Annotated in this window: 4 protein-coding genes and 4 pseudogenes; all 8 read left to right on the top strand. The window is 72.5% G+C overall.

The window, feature by feature from the left end; all coding sequences use genetic code 11:
* The 8 genes and pseudogenes from AC6CKD_RS05230 (at position 1) to AC6CKD_RS05195 (ending at position 12,097) form a co-directional block, all read left to right on the top strand.
* A pseudogene (locus AC6CKD_RS05230) lies at positions 1-3,845 on the top strand (vWA domain-containing protein).
* On the top strand, positions 3,842-5,671 hold the full coding sequence (locus AC6CKD_RS05225) for a hypothetical protein (protein ID WP_498325479.1): 1,830 nt from the start codon (positions 3,842-3,844) through the stop codon (positions 5,669-5,671). Before AC6CKD_RS05230 ends, AC6CKD_RS05225 begins: the two are co-directional and overlap by 4 nt.
* A 544-nt stretch (positions 5,672-6,215) precedes the next feature.
* A complete protein-coding gene (locus AC6CKD_RS05220) occupies positions 6,216-6,602 on the top strand; it encodes a DUF8189 domain-containing protein (RefSeq protein WP_498325478.1) in 387 nt (128 codons plus the stop codon).
* A gap of 319 nt (positions 6,603-6,921) precedes the next feature.
* Entirely contained in the window at positions 6,922-7,470 is a 549-nt protein-coding gene (locus AC6CKD_RS05215; RefSeq protein WP_498325477.1) for an SMI1/KNR4 family protein, read from the top strand.
* A 295-nt stretch (positions 7,471-7,765) separates the two neighbouring features.
* Positions 7,766-8,169: pseudogene (locus AC6CKD_RS05210) on the top strand (transposase); the annotation flags it as partial.
* 579 nt (positions 8,170-8,748) lie between these two features.
* Positions 8,749-9,384, top strand: coding sequence for a VOC family protein (locus tag AC6CKD_RS05205; protein WP_498325476.1), 636 nt, complete (start codon positions 8,749-8,751; stop codon positions 9,382-9,384).
* Positions 9,385-10,933: 1,549 nt separating this feature from the next.
* Positions 10,934-11,332, top strand: a pseudogene (locus AC6CKD_RS05200) (hypothetical protein); the annotation flags it as partial.
* Positions 11,290-12,097 (top strand): annotated as a pseudogene (locus AC6CKD_RS05195) (IS5 family transposase). The pseudogenes AC6CKD_RS05200 and AC6CKD_RS05195, both read left to right, overlap by 43 nt.
* The last annotated feature ends 452 nt before the right edge of the window (positions 12,098-12,549 follow it).

Raw genomic sequence — 12,549 nt, 5'->3', positions numbered from 1 at the left:
ATGACCCCTCCGTCCCCGGCCGCCGCCACCCCTCCGTCCCCGGCCGCCGCCACCGTTCCGCCCCCGGCCGCCGCCTCCGCTCCGGCCGCCTCCACCGCCCCGTCCATGACTCCGGACGGGGCGGTGGCGGCCCTGACCGACCCCACCGCCCCGTACCTCATCGGCGTGCGCCACCACGCGCCGTCGCTCGCCGCCGTCATGCCGGAACTCCTGGACGCAGCGCAGCCCGAGGTGCTGCTCGTCGAGCTTCCCGCGGACCTGCAGGAGTGGCTGCCCTGGCTCGCCCACGCCGACACCCGGGCCCCCGTCGCCCTGGCCGCCGTCCCCGCCACCTCCCGTAGGGACGGCGCCGGGGACGGGCGCGGGCCCGCCTTCTACCCGTTCGCCGACTTCTCGCCCGAACTCGTCGCCCTGCGTTGGGCCGCCCGCCACGACATCCCCGTGATCGCCTGCGACCTGCCGCTGTCCGACCCGGCCCGGCACGAGCCCCGGCGCCCGGCCGGGGCGGGCCAGGAAGGACCCGGGTTGCGCGAGGCGCTCACCGCCCGCCTCACCGGCCGTCCAGGCGAGGACCTGTGGGACCGCCTGGTGGAGACCGCCGCCCCCGGCTCCCCGCCCGAGGCGCTGCGCCGCGCCGCCCTGCTCACGGGCTGGGCGCTGCGGCACGACGCCGAACGGGACGGGGCGGTGGCCGAGTCGGACCTGGCCCGCGAGCGCTGGATGCGCGCCCGGATCGACGAGGCCACGGCCGCCGGCCGGCGGGCCGCCGTGGTCGTGGGCGCCTTCCACACCCCGGCGCTGCTGGGCCCCGGTCCCGGCCCGGTGCCGCCCGAGGACGCGCTCCCCAGCGGTCCGGCCTGGACCGTTTCCCTCATCCCGTACACCTATCCGCTGCTGGACGAGCGGTCCGGCTACCCGGCGGGCATCCGCGACCCCGAATGGCAGCACCTCGTCCTGGAGGCGGCGGGCCGTCCGGCCGCCATCGACGAGGCACTGCTCACCACCGCCGTGCGGATCTGCGGCGAACTGCGCGCCCAGGACCACCCCTCGGGGCCCGCCGACGCCCGCGAGATCGTCCGGCTGGCGGGCGACCTCGCCCGGCTGCGCGACCTGCCCGCGCCCGGCCGCGGCGAACTCATCGAAGCCGTGCAGACCGTACTGACCCAGGGCGAACCCCTCGGCCGCGGGCGCGCAGTCGCCCGATCGCTGGAACGGGTCCTGGTCGGCACCCGCTCCGGCCGTCCCGCGCCCGCCGCCCCGCGCAGTGGTCTGGCACCGGCCGTGGAGGACGAGGTCGCGGCCCTGGGCCTGCCCGGTCCCGCCGACACGGGCCCCGCCGCCCGCGACCTGCGGCTCGACCCCTCGCGCTCGGACCTCGACCGCCGCCGCGAACTCCTGCTGCGCCGGCTGACGGTCTGCGGCATCCCCTACGCCACCTCGACGCCCGTCACGGGCGCCGGCGCCGGCGAGGCCCTGACCACCCGGTGGGAGGTGCGCTGGACGCCGGCCACCGCCGCCATGCTCACCGCCGCCGGAATCCGCGGCGTCACCCCGGCCCAGGCCGCCGAAGGCCTGCTGCGCGAACGGCGCCGCGCCGAACAGGACGACGGAGGGCCCACCGCCGCCCAGAGCATCGACGGCCTCGCGGAGGCCGCGGCCTGCGGACTGCCCGCACTGGCCGACGAACGGCTCACGGAACTGGCCGAGGTCGTCCCGGCCACCGGCACGCTGCCCCAACTGCTGGCGGCCCTCGGCCTGCTGGACCGCATCCGGGCCGGCCACGTCGCCGGACTCGGCCCGGACCCTGACCGCGCCGCGCGGTCGGCGGCGACAGGCGAACTGCTCACCTCGGCCCCGTCCGCCAGGTCGACGGCCTCACCGGCTCCGACGACCCCGCCGACGCCCGAGCCCTGCTCGAACTCGCCCACCGCGCGGACGTCTTCGGAGGGATCCGGCTCAACGACGCCCTCACCCGGCTGGCCGCCGACGGCTCGCCGCTGATGTCCGCCGCGGCCGGAGCCGTCCGCGTCCTGCTCGGCCACGAGGACGCCCACGCCTTCGGAACCCGTACCGCGTCCTGGGTGGACGCGGCCACCGACGCCGTCACCCGGACCGCGCTGACCGCCCGCCTCACCGGCCTGCTCACCGCGGCCGCCCCGCTCCTGGAGACCATGGCCCCCGTCCTCGACCCCGTGCTGGACCGCGTCACCGACCTCGCGGACACCGCCTTCCTGGACCGGCTGCCCGCACTGCGCGGCGGCTTCGACACGCTCAGCCCCGCCTCCCGCGACCGGCTGCTCACGGCGGTGGAAGCCCGGCTCGGCGACGCGGCCGGCCTGGTCACCGACACGGGCGGCATCGACCCCGCCGCGCTCGCGCTGTGGACCCGCGCCGACCTGGCCGCGCGCGAGACCCTGGCCCGGCTGGGCCTCCTGCCTCCAGCCCTCTCGGCGGGTCCCGACGTCGGCGGACCGTCCGCGACGCCGCCGCACGACGGCGACCACCGCCCCGGCGAACCGTCACCCGCCCCCCTGGCGCAGCCCACGACCCCTGATCCGACCGGTACGCCACCGCACCAGCACACCCCTGGCCACCCACCGGCACCGGACGCCGCCGCACCCGGTGGCACCGCCGACCGCGCGGCCGCACAGCGGGCCGGCCTGCCACCGGCAGCCTTCCCGGCGGCGGCGGCCCCCGCACCCGGGCGCGCGGCCGTGAAGGCCGCACCCGCGCGGGACCGCGTCCTGGCCCCCGCCGACCGCTGGCGACTGGTGCTCGGCCGCCGCACCGACCAACTGCCCCCATCCGCAGCACCGTTGGCCACCGCGCTGGACGAGCTGTACGGCAACGGCCGCGGCGAGGGCTCCCGCGGCGATCTCGGCGCGGGCAACCGCGGCGGCCGCCAGTCGCCCTACCCAGGCGCCCGCGAATGGTCCGAGGAACTGTCCGCCCTGTTCGGCCCCGGCATCCGCGAGGAGGTCCTCGCCGCGGCCGCCGCGACCGGCCGCCGCGACGTCCTGGGCGAACTCGATCCCGCCAGCGTCCGCCCCTCCGTCGACCTGCTGCGCACGGTCCTCCAGCACGCGGGCGGCCTCCCCGAAGCCCGGCTCGGCGCACTCCGCCCCCTGGTCCGCCGGCTCGTCGACGAACTCACCCGGCAGCTGGCCACCCGGCTGCGCCCCGCCCTGACCGGCATGACGCTGCCCCGCCCGAGCCGACGCCCCGGCGGACAGCTCGACCTGGCCCGCACCCTGCGCGCCAACCTCGCCACCGCGCGCCGGACCCCCGACGGCAGCGTCCAGATCATCCCCGAGCACCCGGTGTTCCGCTCCCGCGCCCGGCGCGCCGCCGACTGGCGGCTGATCCTGGTCACCGACGTCTCCGGCTCCATGGAGGCCTCCACCATCTGGTCGGCCCTCACCGCCGCCGTCCTGGCCGGGGTACCCGCCGTCTCCACCCACTTCCTCGCCTTCTCCACCGAGGTCATCGACCTCACCGACCACGTGCACGACCCGCTCTCCCTCCTGCTGGAGGTACGGGTCGGCGGCGGCACCCACATCGCCGCCGGGCTGCGCCACGCCCGCACCCTGGTGACCGTGCCGTCCCGCACCCTGGTCGTCGTGATCAGCGACTTCGAGGAGGGCCATCCGGTCGGCGGGCTCCTCTCCGAGGTGCGCACCCTCGTCGGAGCCGGGTGCCATGTACTCGGCTGCGCCAGCCTGGACGACGCCGGCCGCCCCCGGTACTCGACCGGCGTCGCCGGGCAGCTCGTCGCCGCGGGGATGCCGGTAGCCGCCCTCAGCCCACTCGAACTCGCCCGCTGGGTAGGGGAGAAGATCGCATGAGCCAGCACCTGCCCGCCGTCGCGCCCGCGGTGACCGCCGAGATCGTCGGCGCGCTCTCGCCCAGGCTGCGCAAGAGGCTCGACGCCGCCATCACCAAGATCACCGACCGGCCCGTCACCCGCGAGGGTGACACCGTACGGATCGCCATCGACGACGAGACCGGCCTGGAACTCCACGCCCCCGCCGGGGTGGTGGCCACCGCTGCCGCGATCCGCTGCGGTTGCCTGCTCGCCCCGGACTGCCTGCACCGGGCGGCGATCGCGTCCGCCGCGCCGGTGGCCGACCCCGTGGCCGGCACGTCCTCCGACACGGACGCCGGGCCATCGGCCTCCGGCGAGGACACCGGATCCCCGGAGCCGCCGGAGGCCCAGGAGAGCTGGGCCACCCCCGAGCAGCGTGCCGCGGCCGGCCACCTGTGGGCCGCGGGCGCCGCCGTGCTCGACACGGGCATCGAAGGCGCCGGAGCGGTCCTGCAGTCCGAGCTGCTGCGGGCGGCCCACACTGCCAAGCTCGGTGGTCTGCCCCGGCCGGCCGCGGCCGCCGTCTCCGTCGTCACCGCGCTGCGCTCCGCCCGCTCCGCCGACCCCGCCCACCGCCTCGCCGCCCTCACGGCAGCCGTCCGAGAACTGCTCGGCACCGCCCACCGGCTGCCCGACGCAACCGGCTCCGAACTGGCGGCTTTGCGCGGCACCGCCCGGCAGACCTACGTACCGGACGGATCCCTGCGCCTGTACGGCCTGTTCACCGAACCCCTGATCACCGCCGGCGGCTACGCGGGTGCCATCACCTGGACCGCCGCCGCCGACGGCCGCCTCTACACGGTCTCGGACATCGCCCCGGGCGGCCCCGGCCGTGCCACGGCGGCAGCCGGGCGCACCGTACGCCTGGGCGATACCGCGCTCACCCACCGCCAGTTGTCCCACGCCGGGCTCGCCCTGTCGGGGGCCACCGTCTCGCCCACCGGCCGCCTCGGCGCGGGCGCCGGGAGCAAGGCCGTCCAGGCGGCGGGCGCGGCCTGGACGGACGAACCCATAGCCGCCCTATGGGCCCCGCCGGCCGCCGAACAGGCCGCGCGCGCCCTGCACTCCGAGGCTCCCGGAGGCGACCTGCTCTTCCTCGACGTGACGATCCTGGGCCCCGCCCGCGAGATCGGCGGCGACTGCCTCCTCGCCACGTGCGACGACCTGACGCTCCGCCTCACCGCCGCCCACGACCATCCCGCGCTGGCGTACCGCGACAACCTCCGGATGCTGGCAGCCCTGCCCGGCACGCGCCTGCGCGTCGTAGGCCGCCTCGTCCCGGACTCCCGGCCCACCCTCCAGCTCCTGGCGGCCGCCCATCCGGCGGATCCCGCCCGGCGCGTCGACCTGGGCCTGGACCGGCTGCAACGCGCCGACCTCCCCTCCACCCCGCCGCTGCCCGTCGCACCGGTCCCCACCGGCCGGGGGGCGGACCCGGCCCCCCTCCACCTCCTGCGCCGCCGCCTCGAACAGGCCGTCGCCGCCGGACGCCCCTTCCTGGCCGTCCCCGGATCGCTGTCGGCCGACGCCGGGCAGCTGCGCCGCTCGGCCCTCCCCACCGCCTCCGACCTTCTGGCCGAACTGCAACGCACCGCAGCCCGGCGCCCCCGTGACCCCTTCGGCCGCCTCCTCCCCGCCGACCCGACCGACTTCGCCCGCGCCTGGCTGGGCGCGGCCCTGTACGCAGAGGCGGCCGAGACCTCACTGTGTGCGGCGGCGTGGCAGCCGGAGGGGCGGGACGACGGGCCCGACGAGGACCACGCCGATGGCGGCTACGACGGCATCAACCCCCTCCTACTCACCTGATCCCTCCCTGGCGCCGCGAAGATGCGTCGGAGCCCGCTCACTGTTGCTGCGCACTTCGTGGTTTCGCCGTGCGCGCCCGCGGCTGCTGGGCGTTGAACGGTGGTGAGAGATCGCCCGCGCCGGCACCACAGGAGCAGACCATGGAACCGACGACACGAGCCCGCCTCTCGGCAGACCTGCTTGCCGGGCCACCACGGCCACTGGCGGAGCGCGGACCCTCAGCGCGCAGGGGGAGTCCCTGTCGGTGACCTGGCACACCCCTGTCTGCCCGCACCACGTAGCCGATCTCATCCTCACTGAGGAAAACTGACGCCACGGCTCCCGGCGAACCCCCGCGCCGACTTCGCCAGGGAGTGCGCTCGGCTGCTGTCATCGAGACCGGTGATGAGCAGGGCCGGGCCGATGACGAGTACGGGGTGAAGCATCACCTACGAGGTTCTCTGATGAGTCGCGGGCCCCAATTGATCTTGAAGTTAAGGTTGCCGGGCGTACGGGGGCCGGCTGACCGGCTGCCGGCGTCCGAGTGAACGGGGAGGTGTCGAGCGTGAAGAGAGCAAAAGAGGCCGCGGTCGTCCTGGCTGCTGTCGTAGCGAGTCTTTCGGTGTCTGTTGTTCCGGCTGAAGCCACGCCGTGCAAGGGAGGCGGCGGGGCCCTCTACATATGTGAGTACGGGGTGACCGAGCACACGCTGTTCCACGGGGAAGAAGAAGAGTTTCTGATCGGTCTCGACTCCGCGGTGTGGACTCGCATGACGAGGGACGGGGAATGGGGTCCGTGGAAGTCGCTGGGTGGAGTCGCCCGGAGCGGGGTGACGTTCCATGAGACCGGGTGGGGCATGATCACCGTAACGGGTACGGACGGCGCCACCTGGAACAGAAGACGAACCAGTGTCATCGAGGGCTGGACCGCCTGGTTCAGGCCCCTCAGGTAACCCCCGATGAGCCGGGGCCCAACAAAGCCGGCGGGCTTACTGTCATTTCAGAACGAGTTGAGCCGCGGGTCTCGCACTCACCGATCTTGGTCGGCAGGGCGTCCGGGCTGCGTGCGGATCTTGCTCGTACGACCTGTGGGAGCTGGCGGCCCCGCTTCTGCCGCCCGCTCCTGAGAGGCGCCGCCGCTAGGCCGTCTCTTTCGGATCGTGAGGATCCGGAGGTGGCGCCCCGGAGATTCGCTGCAGAGCCCGGCTTCGTAGGTCGGGCCCTCGGATACGACGCACCGCACGGAGCGGGCGGCGGGACGAAGGGTGGGACATGCGCGGGACGGACGCGATGGCGGCGCTTGCCGAGTTCATGCCGGTGACTCACGGGGCTGACGAGCGGGTCGACTGGGGTGAGGTCGAGGCGGCCTGGGGGACCCGGTTCCCCTCGGACTACGTCCGCTTCATGGAGGTGTACGGATCGGGCGCAATCGGCGACGGGATCAGCATCCTGCTGCCGTCACTGCAGGCTGACGGGTATCCGTACACGGCAGGCCCAGGACTGCAGGACGAGACGGAGATCGCCCGCGAGACCTGGGAGATGTGCTGCGACGACGCCGACTTCGACGTGGACCCCGAGTCCATTCTGGCGTGGGGCGTGACGTCGGGCGCGGACATCTACTGCTGGGTGACCTCGGACAACGACCCGGATCAATGGCCTGTCCTGATATGCGGCAGGCACACCAGCCCCGAGATGCAGTTGCACCCCCTCGGGATGGCCGGGTTCCTTCATAGGCTCCTGAGCGATGCGGCCTTTCGACAGGGGACAATCAGCGTGGTCCTGGAGGATGAGGCGTCCTTCGTCAGCTGGCGGAACGGCTAGGCCACTTCTTCCGGGTCACCTCGCTGACCGTATGTGGGTGGCGGCGAGGTGGAGTCCGGTGAGGCAAATGGTGGCGGTCTTGTCGTAGCGGGTTGACCAGGCCGCGCCACTGCTTGAGCTTGTTGATGCAGCGCTCGACGGTGTTCCGCTGCTTGTAGGCCTCGCGGTCGAAGGCCTGTGGCCTGCCGCCACGGCCGCCGAGACGTTTGCGGTGGGCAGCCTGCTCGGAGGGCTGTGGGATCACCCCCCGGATCCCGCGCCGGCGTAGCCGCGAGCGGATCGCGCGTGACGTGATGTTCCCGCGGAGGCGGTGGGCTGTTCCGGGGTGACGGCCTGGCGTCGGATGCGGGACTGGACGGAGACAGGCGTGTGGCCGCGCTGCCCTGCTGCCCGACCTGCGCCGCGCCGGTCCGCTGGACCTGGACGACTGCTTCGTGGACGGGTCGCACGTCCGGTCCCTCAAAGGCAGGACCACGTCGGCCCCTCACCCGTCGATCGCGCCCGCCACGGTTCGAAGCACCACCTGATCGTCGACCGTCATGGAACCCGCTCGCCGTCACGCTCACCGGCGGAAATCGGCACGACGTCACCCAGCCTCTGCCTCTACGCAAAACAATCCCACGAATTCGGGGTCGGCGGGGACGTCCCCGCCGCAAGCCACGGCGTCTGTATGCCGACCGGGGCTACGACTTCGACATCTGCGGAAGCGCGGCATGCGTCAAGCGCTGAGCGTCGGCCGCGGGGCCGGGTGGGACTAGTTCCGCGACGAGAGCCACCGACCGATGTCGGCGGGTGGAACGGCGTCGCTGCGGCCTTGCCACCATGGCGGGCCCAGCCGGGCATTCGCGCTACGCCCGAGCGAACCTCCCAGTGACGGCTACCCTGCTCCGGCCGCTGAGGGGAGTCGGTGACGCTCGGTCCGTAGGGGTTGGTCGCGTTCCCCTCAGGGCTGCTCGGCGGCATCCCGCACGTGCGTCGGGCGGCGGCCCTATAGGCAGTCAGAATCCGCAGCTCCGAGCCTGCCTCTTTGAAGTGCGGTGCGCATGGTGCTGCATGCCGGATCGCTATTCTCTGGCAGCAACGCTCGTTCCGCAGCGGATGATCGAGCGGGTCGGGGGCCTGGACGAAGCGGCAGCGCTGCTATCCGGCTTCGACAGGGCCTGCCCCGCCGGGATGACGATGATGGATCCGCTCCCCGGGATGTATCCACGGCGGACGCGGCCGGGGCGACGGGCGTGGCGTCCGGATTCATGCGGGTTGTCGGGTGATGATGGCGCAGTGCGACTTGATCACGTGTCCTATGCGGTTGCCCGCGACAGCTTCGTCTCGACCGTCCAGTGGATCGGGTCGGCCCTCGGCGCCGGCTTCGTCGACGGGGGTGTACACCCGCGATTCGGCACCCGCAATTTCATTCTCCCGCTGAGCGGCGGCGCTTACGTCGAGGTCGTCACCACACTCGACCACCCCGCCGCCGACCGCGCGCCCTTCGGCCAGGCGGTCGCTCGCCGCGCCGCCGAGGGCGGCGGCTGGCTCGGTTGGGTGGTCTCCGTCGACGACATCACCCCCGTCGAGGCCCGCCTCGGCCGCGCCTCGGCCGAGGGCCACCGTGTCCGCCCCGACGGGTTCGACCTGAGGTGGAAGCAGATCGGCCTGCTGGAACTGATCGAGGACCCGCAACTGCCCTACTTCCTTCAGTGGTTGGTCCCCATGGAGGAGCGCCCGAGCGCCGACCCCCGCACCTCCACCACCATCCACGGGGTTTCCATCGCAGGCGACGCCGCCTCCATCGCCGGATTCCTCGGCGAACCGGCCGACCACCCCCTCGACCAGATCGACGTCACCTGGGTCGAGGATGAGGAACCGGGCCTGGTCTCGGTCGAGTTCGCCACCGCCCACGGCCCGGTGACGATCTGACAAGGGCCCTACTGCCCAGCGGGTGCAGCCAGCTGGAGTCTCCTGGCCAAACGTCGTTGCAGAAGGTCCGGCCCTTGCAGGCCTGAGGGGCATTTGAGCTGCTGTTTCACCCTGCCAGGGCGAGGTCGTGCAGGGTGGCGACGGCCTGGACGGCGTGGGGGAGGCGTCTCCCTTCTGCGGGCACTCGCGGAGGATCCTCCAGTTCTTCATGCGGACGAAGGTGCGCGCGACGCGGGCGCGGAGCCTTCGATGTTCGGCGTTGCCCTCCTCCTGGCCGTGTAGGAGGGGGCATCCGGCCGTCTGCGGTACGGACGATCAGGCCGGTTCCCAGTAGCCGCCGTCCGCGATCACCGTGGTTCTGGCCCCAGCGGCCGGCAGGTCCGACTCGCGCCGCCGCGTGCCATCGGCCCGTGCTGTGCTGCTCCTTCACGGAGGGGCGTCGGTTTCGTCTGACCACCACTGCATCTGCTCGGCGTGGGGTGCTGCTGCGAGCAGCCGGGCAGATGTAAAGCTGCTGGTCGTATCCGCTGCCGATCTGGACGGCAGTGGGACGCCTGGGTCGAAGCCGTCACAGACGGCGGAGTCTCGGCTACTTGCTCCTGGCTGAGCAGGCACGGCTCGGTCAGGTAGCCGTCGAACTGCATCGCGGGCGGCTCGGGCGGCGTGCTGAGGATGTGGGTGACCCTGGCTGCCAACCGCCAGAACAGCACGGGCCTGGGCATGATCGGGTGGTCGAACGGACGCCACAGAACCTGCAGCAGATCCGCTTCTTCAGGCGTGTGCAGATCGGGTACGTCCCGCGCGTGCAACTGTGCAACGGGCAGTATCGCCATGGACCCGTCGTACGGCTGGACGGCCAGCGTATGCGGGTACTTCCGAGGGGGGGATCCGCTCAAGGTTGCTCGTTCCTGCGGGTCAGGCTCCTGGCGCGGCTGGCGCCTCTGACAGCGGATCTCCCCAGGGCAGCTCTCTCCGCAAGCGGCCCATAGCGACGTTGACCTGCAGGTATGGACGCACGGAATCTTGAGCGCTGTAGCTGGCCCCTGAGCCCTCTACTTGGCCCGTGCGGTGCCGTCTAAGCTTCCGATCATGAACATGGGTGAATGGTGGGCGATGCACGAGGGGCTGCGGGGGGCGGGTTCCCGCGTGGCATCCGGTCGGGGTGGTCGTCGAGGTCGACGGGCCGGTCGTACGTCGGCACTAGGGTACGCACGGCACCGCTGAGCACGCCCCGCTCACGCCCGGCACGGACATCGCCGCAGTAGTGCGCAGCCAGCAGGAGGCCTTCGCGGAGCGTGGTGAGCCGGTGGAGTGGAAGGTGTACGGGCACGACTCGCCGGACCTGGCGCAGGAACTGACAGCGGCAGGGTTCACCCCGGGCTGGGAGCGCTCTGTGCTGATCGCCGCCCCGCTCTCCCGTGAGCAGCCCAGCGACGTAACGGAGCCCCGGGAGGGGGTTCACGACCTGTACCGGGTACGGGGCCAAGCTGAGCGGGCCTGGGAGGTCGCCGTCGGTTCCCCCGGGCCCCACGCGGCACCGTACGCGGAGATGATCGCGGACGGCTCTTCGGACGAAGGCGACGTCCTCATCGAGGTCCTGCTCAAGGCCGGGATCGTCACCGAGGTCGCCTGGGCGCACGGCGACGAAATCCCCTTCACTCTCATCGGCGGCTTCACCAGCGACGATCCGGAGTTCGTCACAGCCGTCACCGACCGGTGGCGGCGCGACAGCTGGCTCGGGCACCCCCTGCTCGCCGAAGCCGATGGCTCCCAGCGCGAGAGCCTCCTGGAAGCCGGCTTCACCGAGGCCGCCACTGTCCGCTCCTACTATTGGAGCCCGCCGGCCAGCCCCGAGACCACCCGCCCTGCACAGTTCCTCGACTGGCTCCACGACGACGGTCCTCTGTGGGACCGCTTCTACGCGGACTTCGACTTCAAGCCGAGCACCACCTACCGGCCCGCGATCACCGAACCCGTTCCCTCCGCGGTCTGGCCTGGCGTGATGTGCCGGCGCGGTACGGGCCTTGGCAGACGTTGTACACGCGTTTTCGCAGGTGGGCGCTGGACGGGACGTTTACGCGGATGCTGGCCGCGGTCCAGGCGGAGAAGCACTCGGCCGGAGACATCGACTGGCTGGTGTCCGTGGACTCCACCGTCGCGCGGGCCCATCAGCATGCCGCAGGCGCCCGCAAAAAGGGGCAGGGCCGGGGGACGAAATATACGATCACACCCTCGGACGATCCAGAGGCGGACTGACGACCAAAATCCACCTCGCCTGTGACGGGCGTGGCCGGCCGCTCGGGTTCGTACTCACCGGCGGCAACGCCGCCGACTGCACCCACTTCGAAGAGGTCATGGACACCATCAACGTCCGCCGGGCCGGGCCCGGTCGACCACGAACACGGCCGGATCACGTCCTCGGCGACAAAGGCTACAGCTCCCGCAAAATACGCGCCTACCTGCGCAAACGCGGGATCGGTCACCCATCCCCGAACGCCGCGACCAGCGCGCCAACCGATCCCGCAGAGGCCGCGCCGGCGGCAGACGCTGTGGCTTCGACAAGCAGCTCTACAAGAAGCGCAACGTCGTCGAACGCTGCTTCAACCGCCTGAAACAGTTCCGCGCGATCGCCACTCGCTACGACAAGACCCGCGAGTCCTACCAGGCTGCCGTCACCATCGCGTCCCTGTTCCTCTGGCTGAAACCCCTTTGAAGACACAGCCTAGTGGCGAGTCGGCCTGCGCGTCCTCCGGCGAGGGTTCTGGGCGATGCGCGTACTCGTCGTCGGAGGTCATGCGGCGAGCCTAGTGGCCGGCCGGTTTGGGGGGTCGGAGTTCGCCGAGGTGCAGGGGGTGGCCGAGGAGGCTGAAGACCAGGCGGCGGTGTGCGGCGTGCAGGGCGCGCACGGTGGCGCGGCGTGCGCTTAGGGGATGGGGATGTCGTCGTGCCGACCGGGGTGCCCGTGCTGCTTGGTGGGGGTTCAGCCAAGATACGCCGTCAACGGGGCAACAGGATGATCTTGCAAGGCGAACTATCCCAGTAAATGCCGGATTTACTGCGACCGTTGCGAACGCATCTCCGCGATCGAGCGCCCGCCCTCAGGTGCTCTTGTTATGCGGACTTGAGGGATCGGGACTGGACCGTCAGTGCTCGACGCGGACCAAA

Source organism: Streptomyces sp. GQ60 (assembly GCF_059758875.1).
The sequence above is the reverse complement of the archived record's forward strand: the minus strand, read 5'-3'. Positions and strand labels throughout refer to the sequence as shown.